The 23,102-nt window shown below is 46.0% G+C and carries 22 protein-coding genes; 15 read left to right on the forward strand and 7 right to left on the reverse strand.

The features are described 5' to 3' along the window. Positions 1–54: 54 nt before the first annotated feature. The 4 genes from JGK39_RS00565 to JGK39_RS00580 form a co-directional block, all read right to left on the reverse strand. On the reverse strand, positions 55–654 hold the full coding sequence (locus tag JGK39_RS00565) for a Uma2 family endonuclease (RefSeq protein ID WP_293249963.1): 600 nt from the start codon (positions 652–654) through the stop codon (positions 55–57). 127 nt (positions 655–781) lie between these two features. Beyond that, positions 782–1,672 (reverse strand): methylenetetrahydrofolate reductase, encoded by an 891-nt coding sequence (locus JGK39_RS00570; protein WP_293249966.1) that lies wholly within the window; start codon positions 1,670–1,672, stop codon positions 782–784. A 365-nt stretch (positions 1,673–2,037) separates the two neighbouring features. Continuing rightward, the gene (gene trpS / locus JGK39_RS00575; RefSeq protein WP_293250249.1) at positions 2,038–3,048 is read right to left on the reverse strand and encodes a tryptophan--tRNA ligase; all 1,011 of its coding nucleotides are present in this window, start codon (positions 3,046–3,048) and stop codon (positions 2,038–2,040) included. Positions 3,049–3,437: 389 nt separating this feature from the next. Continuing rightward, positions 3,438–4,553, reverse strand: coding sequence for an HlyD family efflux transporter periplasmic adaptor subunit (locus tag JGK39_RS00580; RefSeq protein WP_293249969.1), 1,116 nt, complete (start codon positions 4,551–4,553; stop codon positions 3,438–3,440). Between the two features lie 158 nt (positions 4,554–4,711). Here JGK39_RS00580 and JGK39_RS00585 point away from each other — a divergent pair, with 158 nt between their 5' ends. The 5 genes from JGK39_RS00585 to JGK39_RS00605 all read left to right on the forward strand — a co-directional run bounded on the left by JGK39_RS00585 (position 4,712) and on the right by JGK39_RS00605 (position 8,352). Then, positions 4,712–4,978 (forward strand): hypothetical protein, encoded by a 267-nt coding sequence (locus JGK39_RS00585; RefSeq protein WP_293249973.1) that lies wholly within the window; start codon positions 4,712–4,714, stop codon positions 4,976–4,978. Positions 4,979–5,005: 27 nt separating this feature from the next. Beyond that, on the forward strand, positions 5,006–5,230 hold the full coding sequence (locus JGK39_RS00590; protein ID WP_293249976.1) for a secretion protein HlyD: 225 nt from the start codon (positions 5,006–5,008) through the stop codon (positions 5,228–5,230). Positions 5,231–5,402: 172 nt separating this feature from the next. Beyond that, on the forward strand, positions 5,403–5,588 hold the full coding sequence (locus tag JGK39_RS00595) for a hypothetical protein (RefSeq protein ID WP_293249979.1): 186 nt from the start codon (positions 5,403–5,405) through the stop codon (positions 5,586–5,588). A 227-nt stretch (positions 5,589–5,815) separates the two neighbouring features. Further along, positions 5,816–6,007, forward strand: a complete 192-nt coding sequence (locus JGK39_RS00600; RefSeq protein WP_293249982.1) for a hypothetical protein — start codon at positions 5,816–5,818, stop codon at positions 6,005–6,007. Between the two features lie 134 nt (positions 6,008–6,141). Continuing rightward, complete coding sequence (locus JGK39_RS00605; protein ID WP_293249999.1) at positions 6,142–8,352, forward strand: peptidase domain-containing ABC transporter; 2,211 nt, start codon at positions 6,142–6,144, stop codon at positions 8,350–8,352. A 308-nt stretch (positions 8,353–8,660) separates the two neighbouring features. Here the strand turns inward: JGK39_RS00605 and cimA are convergent, their stop codons facing one another. After that, positions 8,661–10,274, reverse strand: coding sequence for a citramalate synthase (cimA, locus tag JGK39_RS00610; RefSeq protein ID WP_293250016.1), 1,614 nt, complete (start codon positions 10,272–10,274; stop codon positions 8,661–8,663). Positions 10,275–10,391: 117 nt separating this feature from the next. Between cimA and JGK39_RS00615 the strand changes: the two genes are divergently transcribed. Further along, the gene (locus tag JGK39_RS00615) at positions 10,392–10,724 is read left to right on the forward strand and encodes a 2Fe-2S iron-sulfur cluster-binding protein (protein WP_293250030.1); all 333 of its coding nucleotides are present in this window, start codon (positions 10,392–10,394) and stop codon (positions 10,722–10,724) included. Between the two features lie 557 nt (positions 10,725–11,281). After that, positions 11,282–12,400, forward strand: coding sequence for a glycine oxidase ThiO (thiO, locus tag JGK39_RS00620; RefSeq protein WP_293250041.1), 1,119 nt, complete (start codon positions 11,282–11,284; stop codon positions 12,398–12,400). A gap of 674 nt (positions 12,401–13,074) precedes the next feature. Here thiO and JGK39_RS00625 read toward each other — a convergent pair. Continuing rightward, on the reverse strand, positions 13,075–13,542 hold the full coding sequence (locus JGK39_RS00625; protein WP_293250055.1) for a hypothetical protein: 468 nt from the start codon (positions 13,540–13,542) through the stop codon (positions 13,075–13,077). Positions 13,543–13,898: 356 nt separating this feature from the next. Here JGK39_RS00625 and JGK39_RS00630 point away from each other — a divergent pair, with 356 nt between their 5' ends. Beyond that, complete coding sequence (locus tag JGK39_RS00630; RefSeq protein WP_293295427.1) at positions 13,899–15,023, forward strand: fatty acid desaturase; 1,125 nt, start codon at positions 13,899–13,901, stop codon at positions 15,021–15,023. 201 nt (positions 15,024–15,224) lie between these two features. Further along, entirely contained in the window at positions 15,225–16,217 is a 993-nt protein-coding gene (locus JGK39_RS00635; RefSeq protein WP_293250080.1) for a methyltransferase domain-containing protein, read from the forward strand. Positions 16,218–16,401: 184 nt separating this feature from the next. On the opposite strand, the gene JGK39_RS00640 is transcribed toward JGK39_RS00635, so the two are convergent. Then, positions 16,402–17,103, reverse strand: coding sequence for a Crp/Fnr family transcriptional regulator (locus JGK39_RS00640; protein WP_293250096.1), 702 nt, complete (start codon positions 17,101–17,103; stop codon positions 16,402–16,404). Positions 17,104–17,144: 41 nt separating this feature from the next. Here JGK39_RS00640 and JGK39_RS00645 point away from each other — a divergent pair, with 41 nt between their 5' ends. The 6 genes from JGK39_RS00645 to JGK39_RS00670 all read left to right on the forward strand — a co-directional run bounded on the left by JGK39_RS00645 (position 17,145) and on the right by JGK39_RS00670 (position 23,055). Then, positions 17,145–17,654, forward strand: coding sequence for a hypothetical protein (locus JGK39_RS00645; protein ID WP_293250113.1), 510 nt, complete (start codon positions 17,145–17,147; stop codon positions 17,652–17,654). 208 nt (positions 17,655–17,862) lie between these two features. Beyond that, on the forward strand, positions 17,863–18,669 hold the full coding sequence (locus JGK39_RS00650) for a thiazole synthase (protein WP_293250252.1): 807 nt from the start codon (positions 17,863–17,865) through the stop codon (positions 18,667–18,669). Between the two features lie 81 nt (positions 18,670–18,750). Next, positions 18,751–18,918, forward strand: coding sequence for a ssl1498 family light-harvesting-like protein (locus tag JGK39_RS00655; protein WP_293250130.1), 168 nt, complete (start codon positions 18,751–18,753; stop codon positions 18,916–18,918). Positions 18,919–19,161: 243 nt separating this feature from the next. After that, complete coding sequence (locus JGK39_RS00660) at positions 19,162–20,373, forward strand: RNA-guided endonuclease TnpB family protein (protein WP_293250145.1); 1,212 nt, start codon at positions 19,162–19,164, stop codon at positions 20,371–20,373. Between the two features lie 236 nt (positions 20,374–20,609). After that, positions 20,610–20,738, forward strand: a complete 129-nt coding sequence (locus JGK39_RS00665) for a hypothetical protein (protein WP_293250160.1) — start codon at positions 20,610–20,612, stop codon at positions 20,736–20,738. A 22-nt stretch (positions 20,739–20,760) separates the two neighbouring features. Then, positions 20,761–23,055 carry a tetratricopeptide repeat protein gene (locus JGK39_RS00670; RefSeq protein ID WP_293321930.1) on the forward strand — a complete coding sequence of 765 codons (2,295 nt, stop codon included), beginning with the start codon at positions 20,761–20,763 and terminating at the stop codon, positions 23,053–23,055. Positions 23,056–23,102 lie beyond the last annotated feature (47 nt).

Consider the following 23,102-nt stretch of genomic DNA (forward strand, 5'->3'; position numbering starts at 1 on the left):
AGCAGTAATTCAATTTTAGCTCAGCGGCTCGATTCCCGCCAAATCCAAAATTTGTCAAGTTTCGCGATCGCCCATACCTCTTGAAAACTCGTCAAGCGCATCCAAAGGCGAAACAAACAAAATGCAGCGTTTGAGCAAAGATAAGTCTAACTCAGGCAGCAATTCGCTGTTAGTAATTCGCTCGTAACCCTGTTCTCGCAAATGGTAAAGTTCTAGCGTGCCGTCTTCCCAAAACCAAACTTCCGGGACACCCATCACCCGATATTTCTGAAGTTTAATCGGACTACCGCTAGTAACAACCACCTCAATACACAGATCGGGAACATCTTTTCTATTCCCGATACAATAAGATAAATCTGCCTGATACTCGACTTGACCCTCAACAATCTGGCTGTAAGCACCGCTGGGAAAAAATTGTATTCTTCTGAATTGAAAATAATTTATCAGTAGCGCTGCTATCAGACATCTTGTTTCCTCATGAGGTTGACTAATGCCCACAATTTCTAACACTCCATCACAGTAAAATAAGCGTACATTCGGCACTTTCTCAAAGCTAGCTTGAATAACCTTGAATTGATGCCATGTTAAGCCGCGTACAATAAAATGCTGCTCGGCTGTGGGAGATGACGTTGGATTGTCTATAGCTTGAACCATGACTGTCCTGTTTATTTCAAAATGCTAGCGGGGGAGGGCGGGTTTATTATCTTATTCATTTTAGACAGGGATGGTTGGTAAAACCCGCCCCTACGGTATATTGTTTTTTCCGCTTGCTTGCTCAATGTTAACTCAGCGGCTCGATGCCCGCCAAATCCAATATTTGCGGAATCAAATCTTCTCGCTTGACAGCCATCATGTGAACTCCTTGACATAAATGTCGCGCTAGCTTGACTTGTTCGGCTGCAATTCTGATGCCTTCCTGCAAGGGTTCCGGAGATTTTGCCAAACGATCGATCGTTTCTTGCGGTATGTGAACTCCCGGTACGTATTTTTTAATAAATTCAGCATTTTTAGCTGATTTAAACAAAAAGATTCCTGCTAAAATTGGTTTGTTGCAGCCAGCAGCAATTTGCTGCATAAACTTATCTAAAACGTCAAAATCTGTAATTAATTGGCTCTGAAAAAACTGGGCTCCAGCTTCTAGTTTTTTCTCAAATCGGCTTTGTAAACCCGACCAACTGGGGCATTGCGGATCGACAGCGGCACCGACAAATAAATCGGTAACTCCGTCTGTTAAAGCTTTGTCGTTCCAGTCAAAGCCGCCGTTCATTTTTTGAATTACTTGCAGCAGGCGGACTGATTCTAAATCGAATACACTTTTGGCTTTGGGATGGTCGCCGGCTTTGACTGGATCGCCGGTGAGTGCCAAGATATTATGGATGCCTAAGGCGTGGGCTCCCATGAGATCGGCTTGCAGGCCTATTTGATTGCGATCGCGACAAGCAACTTGACAAATCGGCTCAATTCCCCGCTGCAATAGAATTGCGGAAACGGCTAGGGGACACATTCGCAGCACTGCGCGGCTTCCGTCTGTGATGTTGATGGCGTGAACTCTGTTTTTTAGAAGTTCAGCCATTGCGATTGTATGAGTCATGTCGCCGCCTTTTGGCGGGGCTACTTCTGCGGTAATTATAAATTCTCCGGGGGTGGTGCAGGCTGTACGAAAACGGTTCATAGTTAGTTGACAGTTGACAGTTGACAGTTGACAGTTGACAGTTGTTATTTTTGAATATCTCGCAATAATCAATAACTAATAACTAATCAGGGCTGTTTCATTCTCCCGACAGTCCGCCAGGGACTAAAGTCCCTGTCTCAGAGCAGCAAGTCGTCTGAAGACGACTGAAAGAGTCATTTATAGTTCTATGCAAGAGGATTTTAGCTTGGAGACAGGGGTTTCAACCTCGCTTAGGACTGTCGGACTGTCGCACTGGGGCTTTGAGAGAATGAATCAGCTCTGAATAACTAATGACTAATAGCGTTCGATTGCGGGGACAGCAAAACATGACTAATGACTAATGACTGATGACTAATGACTGATGACTAATTAGGTAGAGAATAACCAAAAGCAGTTTTAACCTTATTCAAAGTTTGGTTGGCAATAGTTTCTGCTTGTTCTCTTCCTTCACGGAGTACAGATTCTAGATATCCCGGTTCGTCCATTATTTCTTTGTATTTATCCTGAATTGGTTTGAGGGCATTAATTGTCGTCTCTGTCAACAATGGTTTGAAATCTCCCCAACCCATGTTTTCACATTCGGCTGCGACTTCTTCCTTGGATTTGCCGGAAAGCAGGAGGTAAAGTGTTAGCAAATTTCTCGCTTCGGGGCGATCGGGGTCGTCGAAAGTTAAGCCCCGCACGGCATCTGTTTTGCAGCGCTTGATTTTTTTGGCGATCGTATCTGGCGAATCTAATAAGTTAATTCGACTTTGTTCGGAAGGGTCGGATTTTGACATTTTGCGCGTGCCGTCAGTCAAACTCATCACCCTCGCGCCGTCTGTGCGAATTAAGGGTTCGGGTAGTTTCAAAACTGGTTTTTCTGGTGTGCCAAATTGGTGATTTAATCTGATGACGATATCGCGGGTGAGTTCCAAATGCTGTTTTTGGTCTTCTCCTACTGGCACTTTGTCGGCATCGTAAAGCAAGATGTCTGCTGCCATCAACACGGGATAGTTTAGCAAGCCTGCGTTGACATTTTCGCCTTGTTTAACTGCTTTTTCTTTAAATTGAATCATATCTTGGAGCCAGTTAATCGGCGTAATGCAGTTGAGCAGCCATGCTAGTTCTGTGTGCGCCGAGACGTGGGATTGGACGAAAATAGTAGAATATTCTAAATCGATGCCGCAAGCTAAATAGAGGGCGGCGATGGTGTAAGTGTCGGAGGCTAGGGTTGCTGGATTGTGCGGTGCGGTAATTGCGTGCAAATCTACTACGCAAAAGTAGTTTTCGTACTGGCTTTGACCTTCTACCCAGTTGCGAATGGCTCCGAGATAGTTACCGAGGTGTAGATTGCCTGTTGGCTGAACTCCTGAAAGAACGCGCTGTTTGCCCATGAGGAAAGAATAGAATTGAAGTCTCATTTCTATATTGACACGTTATTTAGATTTAAGATACTTTTGGTTAAAATTTACATTTTGCACCATTGTCAGCAACGCTGCTCAAAGCCCGTTCCACTTTTCAGACATCTTTCGGGAGACGGCATTGTTCGTTAGTGTCAATTTTAGGTCTTATGTATTACAGATCTACTGGCTGACGATTAAGGTTAGATCCCCCCTAGCCCCCCTTCTTAAGGGGGGGACAAGAAGCGATCGAAGTCAACCCCTACTCCCCTTTTTAAGGGGGATTTAGGGGGATCTGGCCTCGGGTGAAAGCGAAATTTCTAAGGTTTAAGACTTAAGTTGACACGACGAAAGGCATTGGCGTGTCCTTAGCTTGAAAGCAATTACCAATCTGTCAGCAACCTTGCTTTTCGCAACACAAATGTGAGGACGGTTTCTTGGCCGGTAATAATATCGGCTCTGCCCTCCATTCCCGCTTGAATTGAATACTGGCGGGGGACATTTGCCTGGGAGTTTCCTAAGAATTGACCGCTGGTGGAGTTGAGTTTTGTTAAATAGGTTTGTTGGGGTTTAATTGCTACTTCGTAATATGCTGTACCTAAATTGTTACCGGGATTTTGAGGGGCGATCGCATCTGGGGCGATCGCGCTGACTGTTCCTTTGAGTGTCCCGTAATCTGGGAAGGGTAAGGCGGAAATCCTGATCTGTACGGATTGGCCGATTTGGATGCGGGCGATGTCTTGGGAGGTGACTTTGGCTTTGACTACTAAGGGTACGTCGCTGGGGACGATTTGGGCGATCGCAGTACCGGCTTGTACGGTTTGACCGGTGTTTTGTACTTCCAATCTGAGAATTGTACCATCAGCGGGGGCGCGGATAACGCTATTTTCGAGTTTTGACTCAATTTGATTGAGTTCTTTTTTAGCTTGAATTAATTGTTGTTGAATGGACGATCGCTTGACAAGCAAAACCCGCCGACTTCTGCCGAGTCTCTCGGCGACATCGGGCTGCGATGTGGCGATTTTGACAAGAGCGGACTCGACTACTTCCTGGGCGGCAGAATTTTGTGTTTGGATGGTTTGAAATTGGCCGCTGGCTAAAATTTGATTTTCTAAGTCCCGCAGTTGTTGGTTGATTTGCCCTGCTGCTGTTTGAGACTGATTGATTATGTCTTGGAACTGCTTTTTTTGAGCGCCCAAACGCGAAGCGTCTACAACTGCGATCGCATCTCCGGCTTTTACTGTCTGATTTTCGGTGACAGCAATGCTTTCGACGCTTCCTTCGGTTGCTGCTTGCACGACGCGCACTTCTCCTGCTGGACGGACGATCGCGTCTGCTTTGACTGTAGCACTGTATTTGGTGACGCTGGCAAGGGCGATCGCCCCACCAAACGTGGCCACCATCAAAATTCCCCCCAAAGTCGTCCAGCGGCTGACAGGGGGCAAAAACTGGTCGTTATCAAAGGTTTCTGCGGGCATGGGTTCGGTAGTGCGAGGCATGGCGGCTGTTGGGGGTGAGGGGAATTGTTTTGAATTTTAAGTTTTGAATTCGGGGAAAGAGAATCGTTGTGAGTTTTAATGCCAGTTCCAAAAAAGAATGCAACTCGCTGCCAACTCCAAAGCCTTATTAAATAAGTCATTCTCAAACCTCAAACGGTATGAGTTGGAAGAAGGAGAGATCGATCGCCTATTTCTTCGATCGCATTTATTTTCGAGCTTTCCGGACACCAAGCATAAGTTTAGAAGTCTCAATCAAAATTCACAGGGTTAAGGTCAAAATCCGCACAGCTTTGCCTTCGCCACCCGGAAATTTTCTCAAACATCAAGAATCGTGCAGCCAGCGGGCAACAGTCAGAAAAATAGAGCGTTTCCGCCATGATTTTTGGCGCTGTTACCCGGTTTTTCTGCGACGTGTACGTAAGTAACTATATATGTCTTAATAGGAGTTCCTTATGCCGGACAATCAACAAAATTCACTTTTTAGCGAACTAACCGATCGAGAATCAGAAATGGTCAACGGTGGCAGCACTACCAGCGGTTTCAGCAGTGATAACAGTAACAGCGATACCAAGAACAGCAGCAATGGCATCAATACGCTGTTTTTCGTGCCACAGCCGAGCCAGCTTTTCCTTTACGATCCGATTCGCGATCGCCCTTACAAAACCCTTGTAGTCTAGATAGCTAAGTCAAGTAGTGCGATCGGATAAATCTTAAAAGTTTCTCAGTAATATTCCGGGCGATCGCAGAGGCATGGAGAAGTATTAGTTAGTAATCATACGAGGCTATCGAAATTATATAAAGTTTCTAGTTTTCGTTCAATATCATCAACTTAAATGGAGTCAAATCATCATGCAAGAAACAAAGGAAAATTCACTATTTGCTGAACTCACCCCTGAAGAATCAGCTAGCGTTAACGGCGGTTGCTACTCTTATTCCGAGCGTGGCGACAACTATCGCCGCCGGCGCCGTTGGGTCGTGTATCGCCGCAATTGCGACGGTTCCTTCAGAAGAGTCGTTCGCTACGGCTACTGGTAAAGTTTAGTGCTGTGAATGCCGCGATCGCCCTGATTACAAAACCCTAATAGTCTAGATAGGTGAGTCAGGTAGTGCGATCGGGTGAATTCTCAAAACTTCTCAGTGGTATTCCGGATGAACTCAGAGGCATTGAGAAGTATTAGTCAGTAATTACACGAGGCTATCGAAATTAGATAAAATTTCTAGTTTTCGTTCAATCTCATCAATTTAAATGGAGTCAAATCATCATGCAAGAAACAAAAGATAACTCATTGTTTGCTGAACTCACCCCTGAAGAATCAGCTAGCGTCAACGGCGGTTACTACTATGCCGATCGCTATTATGGTGGCGACAACTGTCGCCGTCGGCGCCGTTGGGTCGTGTACCGCCGCAATTGCGACGGTTCATACAGAAGAGTAGTTCGCTACGGCTACTGGTAAAGTTTAGTGCTGTCAATTCAGCTCTATAACTGTGGAATCGAGAAAGCACCCATAACTTTATGGGTGCTTTTTGCTGATTGGGTAGTCGGTGATGAGTAATCTTCTGTATGCTCTACCATTATTCATTTTGCAAAATGTTAAAGAACATCCCTTTTATCGGCAAAATGCCCTTATTCGGACAAGTCAACAGGTTTAAGAAATATCAGGTTGTACTCCAGCAGAGCGAGGAAGACTGCGGGGCGGCTTGTTTGGCTTCGATCGCGAAATTTTACGGACAAAATTTTACTATTAGCCGTTTGCGAGAGTCTGCGGGTACAGGTCAAAAAGGGACGACTCTGCTGGGCTTGAAACAAGGTGCTGAGGCGGTGGGCTTTAACGCTCGATCCGTGCGAGCAGCGGCTGCTATTTTAGACAAAATTGATGAAGCACCTTTACCCGCAATTATTCACTGGAGCGGGTACCACTGGGTGGTTTTGTACGGAAAGCAGGGCGACAAATATGCGATCGGCGATCCGGCTGTCGGTATGCGCTATATTTCCAAAGAAGAATTAGCAGCAGGTTGGACAGATTGGCTGTGCTTGCTAGTAGACCCAGATCCCGATCGATTTTTTGCAGAAGCAGACGGCCAACCGCCCGCCAATTCCTTGCAAAAATGGATGCGCCGGGTTTGGATTTACCGCCAGCTTTTAATGGAAGCACTGTTGATGAATGTGGTGTTGGGTTTGCTGTCGATTGCTTCACCTTTTCTCGTACAACTGCTCACCGATGACATTTTGGTGCGGGGCGACACGCAACTTTTGGCAAGTGTGGCGATCGCAGTTATAGTTATGAACCTATTTAGCAGCAGTTTAGGATTGGTACAGTCCAACTTAATTGCTCAATTTTCCCAGCGTTTAGAGTTGGGATTGGTCATGGAATTCGGGCGCAAATTCCTGCGATTGCCTTTAAGCTTTTACGAAACCAGACGCAGCGGCGAAATCGTCAGTAGATTACAAGACATCCAAGAAATCAATAAATTAGTTTCTCAATTTGCGATCAGCTTACCAAGTCAATTTTTTATAGCTGTAGTTTCTTTTATTTTCATGTTATTTTACAGCAAAGAACTGACGCTGGCAGCTACAGTCATCGCTGTGTTCATGACTGCCTCTACAATAGTTTTTCTGCCCGTATTGCAGCAAAAAACGCGGAATTTATTTGTACTGGAAGCAGAAACTCAAGGCGTTTTAGTAGAAACCTTTAAAGGCGCGCTGACAGTCAAAACGACTAGCAGCGCCCAGCAACTTTGGGAAGAATTTCAAGGTCGCTTCGGTCGCTTAGCGAGTCTGACTTTTCGCACTACACAAATCGGCATTCTCAACAACATTTTTTCTGGCTTTGTTGCTTCAGCGGGTAGCATTACCCTGTTGTGGTTGGGCAGCACTTTGGTAATTGACAAGGCATTGAGTATCGGTCAGTTGCTAGCATTTATTAGCATGAATCAAAACGTTACTACTTGGGTTACTTCCTTAGTCGAATGTACTGATGAAATGGCTCGCGTTCAGACAGCAACTCAACGGCTTTCCGAAGTCATAGATGCTGAGCCAGAAAGTAAAAGCGATATTAATAAACCTGTGGTAACGCTTCAAGACCGCGACGAAATTGTTTGCAAGAGTGTGAATTTTCACTACCCAGGCAGACTTGACTTGCTGGAAAATTTTTCTGTGACGTTTCCGGGCGGTCACGCAATTGCTTTAATCGGTTATTCTGGTTGCGGCAAAAGTACGCTAGCTAAGATAATTGCTGGTTTGTATCCGCTGCAATCTGGTAATGTGAGAATTGGCGGTTACAATTTGCAGGATTTGTCTCTCGATTGTCTCAGACAGCAGGTGGTTCTTGTTCCCCAAGAAGCTCATTTCTGGAGCCGTTCGATTCTCGATAATTTTCAATTGGGGAGTCCCGATGTTACTTTTGAACAGATTGTGAAAGCTTGCAAAATTGCCGGGGCGGATGAATTTATCAGCCAATTACCTGATAAGTATCAAACTGTTTTAGGAGAGTTTGGGGCGAATATTTCTGGGGGACAAAGACAGAGATTGGCGATCGCCCGCGCCATTCTCAACAACCCGCCCGTATTGATTTTAGACGAATCTACCGCAGGGCTAGACCCCGCCAGCGAAGCAGAAGTGTTGGAGAATTTGTTGATGTACCGGCAGGGGAAAACTACGATTTTTATCAGTCACAGGCCGCGAGTGATCGATCGCGCCGATTGGATTATCATGTTAGAACGTGGTCGGTTGAAACTGCAAGGATCTGCTGCAAAATTGCGATCGATTCCCGGAGATCACTTAGAGTTTTTGGAACCTTAAAAACTTGTAGATAAGATAAGACGGCGGTTAGAAACCGCGCCGACACAAACGAAGTTGAATAAGATAAGACGGCGGTTAGAAACCGCGCCGACACAAACGAAGTCCGCCTCCGCGGACTGAAGAGAATAAGGTAATTTTAACCGCAGACTCTTCATCTTCAACCCGCGCACCATCCGGGTTTTGTTTGTATCGACGCGGTTTCCAACCGCCCGGTATTTTTATCTTCAACCCGCGCACCATCCGGGTTTTGTTTGTATCGACGCGGTTTCCAACCGCCGGGTATTTTATCTCACCGCCCGTCTTCTCAATTAATGAACCCGACAAACAAGCGGAATCGCCTCCTGATTTTCCAGCACCAAACCGTACTCCAAACCCTCAACAACAGCCTGACAAGAAGCATCCAAAATATTACCAGAAACCCCAACCGTCGTCCAACGATCGTGGCCGTTACTAAACTCAACCAACACGCGAGTTTTAGCAGAAGTACCCGCACCAGAATCCAGAATTCGCACCTTGTAATCTGTTAAGTAAAAATGCGCTATCGCCGGATAAAAATTCACCAAAGCTTTCCGCAAAGCCGCATCCAAAGCCGAAACCGGGCCGTTTCCTTCCGCGCATTCCAGAATAATTGTACCGTTGACTGACAATTTCACAGTTGCCAAAGCCGTACAATCTTCGCCAACCTTATCGCAGTGGACTTGAAATCCCGTAATTTCAAACCAGCGCTGTCGCTGCGACAAAGCCTCCCGCATCAACAATTCAAAAGACGCCTCAGCGCCCTCAAATTGATATCCCTGACTTTCCAAATCTTTCAATTTTTGCAGAATTTGGCGGCAAGCAGGATTTTTGCGATCGAGTTCAATACCAAAAGTCTTAGCCTTCGCCAAAACATTACTCAAACCCGATTGATCCGAAATCACAATTCGCCGGATATTGCCGATTTTTTGCGGTTCCAAATGTTCGTAAGTTAACGGATTTTTCTCAACCGCCGATACATGAATTCCGCCCTTATGAGCAAAAGCCGAAAGACCGACAAAAGGAGCGTGATCGTCGGGAGCAAGGTTAACAATTTCGCTGACAGATCTACTGACTTGAGTTAATTTCGCTAATTGCTCATCTTGAATGCAATCATAACCCAACTTGAGCTGAAAATTAGGAATCAAGGAACACAAATTAGCATTACCGCAGCGTTCGCCATAACCGTTAATAGTTCCCTGTACCATCGTCACGCCTTCCCGCACACCAGCCAAAGCATTAGCAACGGCAACTCCAGAGTCGTTGTGAGTGTGAATTCCTAACTGTAAGGATTGGGCGCGCTCTGTTCCCAAAGCTGCTAAAACATCGCGAACAACTTGACTGACTTCGTGAGGCAAAGTGCCGCCGTTAGTATCGCAAAGTACCAGCCATTCTGCACCGGCATCCGCCGCCGCTGCTAAAGTTTTAATTGCATAATCGGGATTGTGCTTGTAGCCATCAAACCAGTGTTCCGCATCGTAAATAACGCGCCTTCCCTGACTCCGCAAATATTCAATTGTATCTCGAATCATCGCCAGATTTTCTTCTAGCGTCGTCTTCAAACTTTCAATTACGTGCAAATCCCACGACTTGCCAAACAGCGTTACCCAGCGAGTCCCCGCAGACAAGATAGGCTGCAACATTTCATCATTAGCTGCCGTTTTTCCCGGTCGTCTGGTCGAACAAAAAGCGACAACTTCTGCTTGAATTAATGGCTGTTCTTTGAGCCGCCAAAAAAATTGTACGTCTTTAGGATTTGCTCCCGGCCAGCCACCTTCAATAAACGGAATTCCTAAACTGTCTAACTGTCGAGCAATTCGCACTTTGTCTTCGAGAGATAAGCAGAGTCCCTCGCACTGAGCGCCGTCTCGCAGCGTGGTATCGTAGATCCAGAGCCGATTTGTCATGGGATTTTGCGATCGAGAAATTGGTAATATATGACTTACCATGTTAGAGGAATTTATGGGAAATTAATGCGATAATATATAGGAAAATTAACATAAATCTAATCGGGGTAATTTACTGTGGTTAAGGTACAAGCGCAAGGAAAAACATTTGAGTGCGATCGCGGATCGAATCTCCGTGAAGTCTTGCTCAAAAACGGCATCGATCTCTACAACGGCAACGCCCAAGTAATCAACTGTCACGGTTTGGGGACTTGCGGCACCTGCGCCGTCACCGTCGAGGGCGAAGTTTCCGAGTCCGAGTGGCGTGAAAAAGCGCGACTTTCGATTCCTCCCCATTCTCCCGCATCAAACCGCCGTTTGTCCTGCCAGACTAAGGTTTTGGGCGATATTAAGGTGACAAAATATGACGGTTTTTGGGGCCAGGGCTCGGAGACTGTCTGGAAACCATAGGCGGAGATTTTTTGTGCAGGAAGATCGATCGCACGATCGCCTTGCAAGATAATATGTAAGACTTGCCCAAAAATTCTCAATATAAGGTGCGAACACCAGCCGTTAGTGTTAACAAATACGTCAAATGTAGCATGAGTCTGTTGTCTGACGATTAGGCCTTCGATCCCCCCTTAGCTTGCCCCCTACTCGACCCCTACTCCCCTTAAGAAGGGGGGGACAAGAGTATCTTGAGTTCCCCGTATCGTTGCATAGTATGAGTCTGCTGGCTGACGATTAAGCTTTCGATCCCCCCTAGCCCCCCTTCTTAAGGGGGGGACAAGAGTATCAAAGTCCCTCTTAATCAAGGGGGAACAAGAGTATCAAAGTCCCTCTTAATCAAGGGGGAACCAGAAGCACTCAAAGTCCCCCTTCTTAAGGGGGATTTAGGGGGATCGGGCCTCGGTTATAAACGAGAGATAAAAAGGATTTTAAGCGATTGTTGAAACCAATCCATACCAGCACCTTACCCTCAAGAAGGCTTTGAGGTAAAACGAGCCAGACAGTCCATAGAAAAGTCAATGAATTCATCTCAAGATATTCTGATTATTGGTGGCGGAATTATCGGCCTTTCCCTAGCAGTTGAACTGAAGTTGCGAGGGGCTTCTGTCGCCGTTCTGAGTGCCGATTCTCAACAACCGACGGCCCGGGCCGCGGCCGGAATGCTCGCGCCCCAAGCCGAACGAATTCCCCCGAGTCCGATGCTGGATTTGTGCTTGCAAAGTCGCTCAATGTATGCTTCCTGGGTGGAACGGCTGGAAGAGATTGCGGGGTTGAAAACGGGATATTGGCGATCGGGAATTCTCGCACCTGTTTGTCAAAATGAGCCTCAACAACAGCCGCTTTTGTCAAACCTTAATTGTCAATGGTTGGACAGAGATGCTGTTCGCCAGCAGCAGTTTGGATTGGGTGAAGAAGTAATCGGCGGTTGGTGGTATCCAGACGACGCTCAAGTTGACAACCGCGCTTTATTTCGGACGCTTCAAGCCGCAACTAAAGAATTGCAGATTGAGATTGTTCAAGACACAGCCAAGGAAATTATTCGGCAGGGAAACCGAGTTTTTGGGGTTGAAACAACGGCAGGAAAATTGCAAGCAGATTGTTATGTTTTGGCTGCCGGGCCTTGGTGTGAGAAGTTATTGAATATTCCAGTGTTTCCCAGAAAGGGGCAAATGCTCTCAGTCTGCGTACCAGAAGATTGTGCAGTTAGGCAGCCGCTGCAAACAGTTTTATTCGGAACTGGCATTTATATTGTGCCGCGTCAAGATGGTAGAATTATTATTGGCGCAACTAGCGAAAATGTGGATTTTACCCCAGGAAATACGCCTGCGGGAATGCAAAGTTTGCTAGCAGGAGCGATTAAGTTATATCCTGAATTGCAGAATTATCCGATTCTAGAGTTTTGGTGGGGATTTCGGCCTGCTACTCCTGACGAATTGCCGATTTTAGGCGCTTCTGCTTGGGATAATTTGACATTGGCAACTGGGCATTATCGCAATGGCATTTTGTTGGCTCCGGTGACTGCTAAGTTGTTGGCTGATTTGATATTGGAGCAAAAATTAGATCCGTTATTGTCTGCTTTTAATTATTCGAGGTTTGCACCTTCTGTTGGGGACGCAAAATCTCTATCTTTAGGGTGATTTCCGGTCGCCTGTTTGTAGTGAGGACTTTAGTCCTCTCTTTGTGAATGAAGAAGGACTAAAGTCCTTACTACGAACTTAAAAATTGCTAGAATATAAAAATATTGGGTTTGTTTATAAGCTGCCCAGTTTATCAGGTGCATCGCTATGAAATTGTCCTTGATATTTGTGCGAGTCCCCTCCAAAATATCCTCGCACAAACAGTGATTGTAAGGATTCAGGTAACATAACTCCTTGCTGGGCAAAGACTTTAGATTTGGATCTCGATCGTAAATCAATCTCTATTCTCCATAAACCACCAAAAAATGTCATTCTTCGTCGTTTATTGACAATCGATCTCGAAATACAAAAACCCTTATTTTACCCTAAAACCCTTGCTAGACAAGCGTTGGAACCGCAAGTTTTTAGACCTGAATCCTTAGGTGATTCAGCGGTGGCAAGGAGGCTTCATAGTTGATTTTGGCAAGGAAAGGGATGTCTAAAGTCTTTGCCTTGCGAGTTTTTAGTGTCGTTTACATCAGGATCTCCTTGATAAAGTAAGGTGCGTGGCGATCGACAATTTCCTGCATTCAATTGTCGCTTGCTGCGTCGCTATGAGATTGTCGCTCTTTGTTCGGGCTTTTTGAGGGCGATGCACCCTAGCAATAATGTTGCAAGAGTTTTAAAAATTGGTATCAGTTTGCATTCTTTTTTTTAGGTTGGTTCAATTCCTTGCATTTAGCTAAAGCCAAATCGTAAGCATTTTGGTAATCGCTCCCGCCTAACATCAAATCGCCGTAATATTCATAAGGTTGCTTCCCATAAACCGGCAGCGGATCGTCTTCTGGATAATCTTCTTTTGACTCATCTAAAATTGCTTTAAGTTTCTTCACGTTCAAGCGCTGGGCGGGGAAGTAATGAATGTCACCTGCACTTTGACCGAGATGGGGAAAAGTTGGGTCAACAATTCGATCGCCTAATTCAATCCAGCTATACTCAATGGGTTTATAGGGCGCTCCCGGTGCAGCTAAAAATCCTTGGACGTAGATTGCGCCCTCGGTTGCTAATGCTGCTTTACAAGCATTATCAAAGCAGTTTTTAGAGTTGCTTTTGAGGCGAGTTGCGATTTCAATAGAAAGTGTCTCATCTAAGAGTTCGGTCATAATTGCTTGGAGTCGCGTGTGTGATTAGATTGTAGCAAGTCACAGCTCCGAACACAAAGAACGATCGTTCTTTGTGTTCCCCTACGAATAGAGCCCATACCCCCTCACCCATAAACAATTTGATTCCCGCGCGCAGATGGTGGCACAACTTTTTGCTACAAAATACTATTTGCCAAGTATACAATAGTCTGGATCGGATTTGGTGCTGAACGCCGATCGATAAAATTTTGCTTGCGCCCTCACCGATCGACCAGCCGTATAGGAGTATGGTATGGTATGATTTGATGTGCCGTCAATCAACTGCAATCTAAACTATATTCTCAGCTAAGCACTTATCCACACTACAGACATACTGAATGAAAAGCGCGATTAAAAAGTCGGATTTTGTGCTATCTCCTTACATGAAGAGCAACAATTCCAAAGCTACTTACCAACTACTCAATACAGTCATACCCTACATATTTTTATGGTTTTTAGCATTTAAAGCTGCGGCTATTTCTGTATGGCTTATGCCGCCGATATTGGTGTTAATGACACTCTTTTCAGGACGTTGTTTTTCATTGATGCACGATGGCGGACACTATTCTCTCTTTAGTTCCAAAAAAGTCAATCGTACCGTAGGCTTTCTGCTGGGTATCATCAATGCGATTCCTCAGTACCCCTGGTCTAGGGGACACGCTTACCATCACAAAAACAATGGTAATTGGGATATGTACCGAGGGCCTTCGGCGTTAATTTCGACCGAAAAATTTGCGGCGCTAAGTCCATTTAATCAAAAAATCTATCAGTTGCTCAGACACCCGCTGATGCTGTTTCCTGGGGGTTTTTTCTACCTGATTATCAAACCCAGACTCGCGCTAATGTTGGGAAGTGCTGGTTTTGTCAGACATACTTTTGAGTGTCTGAATCAAGATTTGGGCATGGGTTTATCTAGAATAATTGCTTCTTATAAATCCAAACATTGGTATACGACGGCTGAGTTTTGGGATTTACTGTTCAACAATATTTGTGTTGTTGGTAGCTGGCTTTATTTGGGTAACTTACTTGGGTTTGGGTTTTTCTGGACTGTTTACTCAATTGTGATGACTTGTTCGGCGGCGATCTTTATCTGTATTTTCTTTGTGCAGCACAACTTTGAGGGTTCCTACGCTCACAAAACAGAGGGCTGGGACTATCTGCTTGGGGCGATCGAAGGCAGCAGTTATCTCAAATTACCAAGAATTCTCAATTGGTTTTCGGCTGATATTGCTTACCACAATATTCATCATCTTTCTGAACGCATCCCTAATTACAATCTTCGGGCGTGTCACAATGCTAATCTGCATCTGCTTGGTAATTCAAAAATTCTGACAATTAGGGAAATCCCTGATTGTTTCAAGTTGATTCTTTGGGATGCTGATTCTGATAGCTTGCAATCGATCGCCTTATTTAGACAACAAGCACAAAGAAAATTCGTTAATGTAGAAGAATCGGCGGTTTAAACCGCGTCTACCCATAGGAAACCCGGATGGTGCGCGGGTTGAAGAACCAGTTCTTGAAATTGTGTTGTTTTATTCAGTATGTGGAGGTGGAGATAGTTGGGTGGAGGCGGTTGAAACCGCAGTATTATCTTATAATTGTTCAATCGCCCCATTTTTTTTGGCAATTTCAGCCTATATTCTGCTCTGGAGAAAAGGTAAAAAATGAATTTATTTGTTGTTGTACTTGGAGTTTTGTTTGTACTGCTGGCGATCGCCCTTCTGGTCTATTTAATCACGGCTCGCCCCTATCAATCATCCGACTCCGTGGCGAATTCCTACGACGAATGGACGGAAGACGGGATTTTGGAGTTTTACTGGGGCGAACACATCCACTTAGGGCATTACGGTGCGCCGCCACAACGGAAAGACTTCCTCGCGGCTAAATCCGATTTTGTGCATGAAATGGTGCGCTGGGGCGGCTTGGATCGATTACCTGCTGGTACTACCGTCTTAGATGTTGGCTGTGGAATTGGCGGTAGCAGTCGCATTCTCGCGCAGGATTATAAGTTTGCTGTCACTGGAATTACCATCAGCCCGCAGCAAGTTAAACGCGCTCAAGAATTAACTTCCCCAGAGCTCGATTTGCAGTTTCGGGTGGATGATGCTATGGCGCTGTCGTTTCCCGATGCGAGTTTTGATGTGGTTTGGTCGATCGAAGCTGGGCCCCATATGCCCGACAAAGCCGTTTTTGCCAAGGAGTTAATGAGAGTCGTAAAGCCCGGTGGCGTGCTGGTTGTGGCCGACTGGAATCAAAGGGACGATCGCACAATCCCGCTCAATTTCTGGGAAAAACCGGTAATGCAGCAACTCCTCGATCAATGGTCGCATCCGGCTTTTTCAAGCATTGAGGGCTTTTCAGAACTTTTAGAAGCAACGGGGTTTGTGGAGGGCGCTGTAACCACCGCAGATTGGACGAAAGAAACCCTTCCTTCCTGGATAGATTCTATCTGGCAAGGTATAGCTAGACCGGCCGGATTAGTGCGTTTTGGTGTATCGGGTTTCATCAAGTCTCTGCGAGAAGTACCGACTCTTTTACTAATGCGGTTAGCCTTTGGTGCGGGGCTTTGTCGCTTTGGAATGTTCCGCGCCATTCGAGCAAATTCGGCGGCAGAATTAATAGCAGCAAGTTCCAGTAAAACCATGACGGGTGTTTAGAAATGAGAATTCAATAAATTGTAATTTTCATAGTTATTGTGGGATGGGCGGGAGAGCCGGTCCCACACCCTTTTGCAGATATTGTAGGGTGCGTCATCCTCTTGAAATCTTGCGGATAACTGCAAGAATCTAGGAGGCTGACGCACCCTACGATAATATAACTAAAGTCCGAACGATTAAACCTTTAATTTATTTCATCTCTCGATGCGAGATTCTCCAATTTATCCCAATCCAACACAATAATTTTTCCGCCTCGACTGTAGGATACAATCGGCTTGATTTTTTTAAACAACCGCACGCATTCCTCATAGGTAATGCCAATACTCCGAGCAATTTGATAGTAAGGAAAACGTTTTTCTAAACATACACGATTCTCCACAATCTTGGTGTTTTGTTCCACACAAAAGTAATGAATGAATCGGGCCAGCCGGACGATCGCCCTTTCCGACACCAAACCGTGTACAGTCTCGTGCAGTTGCTGCAACCGCTGGTTAAAAACCGCCAATATTCGCAAAGCAATCTCAGGATTTTGCCGAATTGCTGCTAGCAAAAATTCCCGTTCTGTGGTAAGAACTTGCACGTCAGTTTCTGCCGTCACCGTTGCCGGCGCAACTCCGTTACCGAGTAAAGCAGGTGCGGCAAACATATCTCCCTGAAATAAGGTGCGGAGAATTGTTTCTTTGCCCGCCGCCGCTGTTTTTGCTACCCGCAGCGAACCGCTCAAAAGCGTGTATAATTTTTCGGGGATGCGATCGCCCTCATACATCACAACTTCTCCCTGTCGGTAAGTCCGAATTGCTGTATGTTCTTGCAATTGCTCTAATTCAGCTTGGTTTAAGCTGGCAAATATCCCAATTTGGGCCAGTTGCTCGACAGTTGCTTTCATACATTTAACTTGAGCCGGAGTCCATTGAGAGTATCATAGCGGTGAATTCAGAATATATCGAGGCTAGCAGAGCCATCTACGAAAATGCAGAACCGGAATATCAGCGATATTATTTTGATCGGATAGCTGGCGGATTTGTACTCATCCACCAACAACACAATCTTAATAATTCGGAAATCTTTGTTGCTGAAGTTTTGGCTAAAATAGGGATGAGAGTTAGAATGTTGAGCGAGCAAGCAGCAGAAGGTACGAGAACGCCAGATGCTGAGATAGACGGTCGGATTTGTGAATTTAAGGAGCTAACAGAATCTACTAGAAATATCAGGTATCGAGTTCAAGAAGGAATCAGCCGGGCAAAACGTCAAGGTGCAACAGTCGTAATTATTCATATCAATCGAAAGACTTACGAGTTTTGGAAGATAAACGACGGCATCAGAAAAGCTTTTTATTGGGACGAAGCTCAACTGATTCAAGCAATTATATTAGTATTCAACAGCGAAGAAGTTCAAAATATTGCTAGGGAGGAATGGGAAAATGGAAGACGTTTTTAATGAGTTTGAAGAAGTTATACAAGTTGGCTTAAAAAATAATATGCCGCGAGATGCCAAATTGATCACAGTTGGGCAAATTATTTATGCAGTTACCCGCGATGAACTGACAAATAAAGAAGGTTGGCAGCTAGAAGCAATGCTGGGCGGCAGACAACAGTGGGAAGAGGCACTTGAATACAGCATTTTTGGCTATCCAGTAGATACAGCAATGCCATCTTTTGATAAACCTTTGGTGATTGCTGGCAAAACTTTTCATTCTCGCTTGATGACGGGGACGGGAAAATATCGCAGCATTGCCGAAATGCAGCAAAGTGTCAATGCTAGCAGGTGCGAAATTGTGACTGTGGCTGTGCGTCGAGTGCAAACAAATGCTCCCGGTCATGAAGGATTGGCGGAGGCTCTTGATTGGACTAAAATTTGGATGCTGCCCAATACTGCTGGCTGTCAAACTGCGGATGAAGCCATTAGAGTAGCTCGTTTGGGCCGGGAAATGGCGAAGCTTTTAGGGCAGGAAGATAATAATTTTGTCAAGTTAGAAGTGATTCCTGATGCTAAGTATTTACTGCCAGATCCGATCGGCACTTTGGAAGCTGCAGAACAATTAGTCAAAGAAGGTTTTGCCGTTTTGCCTTACATCAATGCCGATCCGCTGCTGGCAAAACGCCTAGAAGAAGTCGGTTGTGTGACTGTCATGCCTTTAGGTTCGCCCATCGGTTCCGGGCAAGGGATCAACAATGCTGCCAACATTCAAATCATTATTGACACGGTGAATATTCCTGTGGTGGTGGATGCTGGAATCGGAACTCCCAGCGAAGCGGCCCAAGCAATGGAAATGGGCGCCGATGCACTGTTGATTAATTCGGCGATCGCCAATGCTCAAAATTCTCCGGCAATGGCAAAAGCAATGGGAATGGCCGCAGAAGCCGGCCGTTTAGCGTACTTAGCAGGAAGAATGCCGGTTAAAGATTACGCGATCGCCTCTTCCCCCCAAACAGGCACTGTCAACTCCAAATAAATTCCTGAATTTGAAGGGCGGCGCTTTGATGGCATTTTTTGATACAGTGATGGCAATCAAAAATATAGAGGATTACTGCCCATGCCTTATACTACCGAAGAAGACGGACGCTTGAACAACTTTGCCAAAGAGCCGAAAATGTACGACGCCGTACCTCCCAACAAGATCCAGCAGCGGAACTATATCATCATGGGTATTGCAGCAGCCATGTTGGTGGCCGGTTTGGTGTTTGTGGCTGCTTCAGTCTAAAAGCTGAGCTGACACTCAAGGCTGCTTCAAATCACAATTTTAACAAGACAGATGGGAATTCCCCCACTATAGCGTACCCGCTTAGTGGGGGATGAAAGGCCAGCGAGTTGAAGATTGCCCCGCCAAATAATCTGACTCTTCGTACCTAGACGGCATGAGGCGGGGCATGAGAAAACGATCAAATTCCTTGCCATTGTCCAATCATCGTGTTATGAGATTTATCACTAACCTAAGTTCCTGGTAATGTACCAAGCTTATAAACTCCGAATCTATCCAACGACCGAACAGCAGATATATTTGGCTGGTGCTTTTGGTTGCTGTAGATGGTTCTGGAATTATAGCTTGAATCTGTGCCAAGAAACCTATAAAACTACTGGAAAGGGCTTGACAAGAGGTGCTATTCAAGGTTTACTTCCTCATCTTAAAAAGGAATATCCTTGGCTAAAGTCAGCCTATTCTCAGTGCCTACAAGTGGTGGCTCTAAACCTGTCAACTGCCTACAAAAACTTCTTTGACAAACGGGCGGGCTATCCTAGTTTCAAATCAAAGCATGGTAGGCAATCGATTAGTTATCCTCAGAATGTCAAGCTCGGTGATAATATAATCAAACTTCCCATAATTGGTGAACTCCATTGTCGAATTTATAGGAAAATCGAAGGTACTATCAAAACAGTTACCATCTCCAAAAATACCGATGGCAAATACTATGCTTCTGTCTTAGTTGATGATGGGCAAGAAACACCTGAAGCGAGTGCGGATGGTAAAGCTATTGGCTTGGATGTTGGGCTGAGAGATTTTTGTGTGACCAGCGATGGTAGTAAATATGCCAATCCCAGACATCTTAAGAAGCATAGCCGCAATCTGAAGCGGAAACAGCAGAAACTCAGCCGCAAACAAAAAGGTAGTAATCGGAGAAATAAAGCTAGAAAATTAGTGGCTAAAGTTCACTCTAAAGTTAAAAGAGTGCGCGAAGATTTCCTGCACAAGCTATCCCGCAAGATAGTCAACAAAAACCAAGTTATTGCAGTAGAAAATCTCAAGGTAAAGGGCCTGATACGAAATCACTGCCTAGCAAAAGCAATTAGCGATGCTGGATGGGGGATGTTTGGGACAATGCTCAAGTATAAAGCTGAGAAAGTCGGGAAACTCTATATCGAGATCGACAGATTCTTTCCTAGTTCTAAAACTTGCAATAATTGTCTCCATAAAGTATCGTCCATGCCTTTAGATGTTCGCCATTGGAATTGCCCTAAATGTGGTAGCTGCAACGATAGAGACATCAATGCAGCAAAAAACATCAGGGATGAAGCCTTGCGGATTTGGGCATTGGGAACCAGTGCTTCTGCCAATAGAGGGGATGTAAGTCGTGGTGGCAAGCCTTCGGTTTTGTCGGGCGCAATCCCCCGTGAAGTTGGAAGCCCCCAGCCTATCGGTACTCCGATTGCTGGTGGGTAGTTCACATAATAATTCCACAAACCATGTTTCCCTTCCAAGGTCAACATGGTTTTTGTGTTTCAATAAAAAGCAGGTAGTTGCAACAGTCCTGAAGCGTGCCGAGCGAGCAGGAAGACTAAACAAGGCAAGCAGAAATAGGGTTTTTTCCGATCGGCGTTCAGGTTCAGGGGCGATCGTTGCAATTAATCAGACGGAATCGTCACAAATTAAAAATTGCTAATTGAAAATCTACAATCATGCAGGTCATCATCGGTGCGATCGACTGCCGAACTCGCCAGCGTTGCGAGTTAGGAGCGATTTCAACTCTCAACTCTACAATCTACAATCTACAATCTACAATCCAAAATCTAAAATCTAAAATCTAAAATCTAAAATCGCCAGACCGTGATGTCTATTCCTTCCCAAAAAGTTTCTAGCTCGAACAAGCAGATCTACCAACGCTTGAAACAGGCGATCGACCTCAACTTACGCCGTCAAATTTTTATTGCCGCCTGCGACGACTTGTGTTTGCGGGACTGTCTGGCATCCCGCTTGCAGGCAGAATTAGCCGCCGAGGGCGCTGACTCGATTTCTCGTCCCTACCCGATCGACTATCCCCGATTTGTCAGTTTGGAACTCGACGTGAGCGATCCCAATCCTTGGGACTCGATCGCCGCGTGGCTGACCCAACACCCACCGCCACGAAACGGGGGCAGCTACAGCCGTTTGCCGGGATTTCAAATTCTCGGGGCCGAACACCTGACCAGGCACTCACCGGCCGTACAGTGGTCGTTCCTGAGTCATTTGAGAGACATCGAAGCAAACCTGCAAATGTGCGAGTCTACTCTGTTGCTGTGGGTGTCGCGCCCTTGGCTGAGTTCGATCGAGCAATCGGCCCCGGAATTTTGGCAGTGGCGCACCGGAGTATTTGAGTTTGAAGGCGAGCCAACTCCAGCAAAGGGCGACTTCGGGCACTCGGAAGACTTTGGACACTCGTCCGACTTCGGAAACTTGCGGGACAACGGAGACAGCGGAGACTATGGCGACAAACTTTTAAAATATTTAAAGTCTTCTGAAGAATCATCAATTCCCGATTCCCCATCCCCCATTCCCGATTCCCCATCCCCCATTCCCGATTCCCCATCCCCCATTCCCGATTCCCCATCCCCCATTCCCGATTCCCCAATTCCCGATTCTGAACCCGCCACAACAGATTCTAAATCCGTCGAACTGGCAGATTTGGTGCTAGCAGCGGCTTCCCAGGAGTTGGAAGCAGAAGATAATTCCGCATCGGAAGACAATTTTCTGCCGCTGCAAACCCTGCAATACATTGCATTGCTGCAAGAACATGAGTGCTGTTCGGAATCTTTGGCTTTGGCTTATCACAGTTTGGGAAATTACTACCGCGATCGCATTTTGAGCGGAGATGCTTCCGTGCAAAACCTGACAATTGCCATTCGCGCGATCGAGCAAGTGATTGCATACCTCGAACTCGACGACAACTCCCAGGAAAATCGACCGCTAACCGAGGAATGCGCGCGGCTAATTTCCCAATTGACACAAAATTTAACTCAGTACGCCGAGGAGTCCCACAGCCTACCGCCAATTTCCGATCTGATCAACGATCTCGGTACTTTCTACTGGATGCTGTCGCGCGATCGCACGCAGCATAACGCAGCCGATCCGGTATCCTGTCTCGAACGCAGCATCGCCCTCTACCTTGAAGGTTTGAACCGCACAGATGCCGACAGCGCACCAGAAACCCGCGTGAGATTAAACAAAAATTTGGGCATCGCTTCGGCAGATTTAGCGCGCTATCAAGACAAGACAGAGAACTTGCAGCAAGCAGTGGCTGCTTACCAACAAGCACTGCTGGATCTAGACCCGGCGGCGGAGCCCCAGCAGTACGCTGCTGCTCAGAATAATTTGGCGACAGCATACTGGAATTTAGCTCAAGATGGTCAGCCGATCGTCTATCTCAAAAGCGCGATCGCCGCTTACACCCAAGCCCTCTGCTGTTACAGTCCCGATCGAGAACCGCTCAACTATGCCGGAGTCCAAAACAACCTCGGTACCGCTTGCTGGAACCTCGCCCAGCACGAACCCTCAGAACTCTTGTTAGTTAGAGCGATTGATGCCTACCGCGAAGCCTTGAAATACCGCACCCGAGAATTGGTACCCGCCGCCGCCGCCGCCACCTACAACAATCTCGGTACCGCTTATTGGCATTTGGCGAACCAGTTCCAGCAGAAACAAACCCGCACGGAATCATTGCAGCAGGCGATTACCGCCTACGAAGCCGCGCTGGATATCGCTGGAAAGCTCGATCGATCCCAACTCACCTTTGACACTCTTGCCGCCCGCAACAATCTCGGACTAGCCCACTATCAAATAGCCACAGACCGAGATTTTGCCGCCAACAAAGCCGCCCAAACCAGCCATCTAGAAGCAGCACTGCACCACCAGTTGCAAGTATGTGCCGAATGGGGACAACATCTCAACGACAAAGGGTTAACATATGGAGATAAACTTAACCTGCAAGCCCCGCCAAACTCCCAAGTTGCCGATTCCCGGCAAACAGCATTGAGCTATATTGTTAAAACGATTAGAGCTTTCTATAGTGAATGCGGGCTGCAAGGCCAAAATTTAGCCTTATCCAAAGTTCCCGGAGATTTATTGCCCGAAATCTTGCGTAGGTTATAAATATGGCTATAAATATGGCTATAACTATTAAAAGCTCAATTTTTTCA

The sequence above is a fragment of the Microcoleus sp. PH2017_12_PCY_D_A genome (assembly GCF_020738565.1).
In the GTDB taxonomy this organism is placed as follows: Bacteria; Cyanobacteriota; Cyanobacteriia; order Cyanobacteriales; family Microcoleaceae; genus Microcoleus.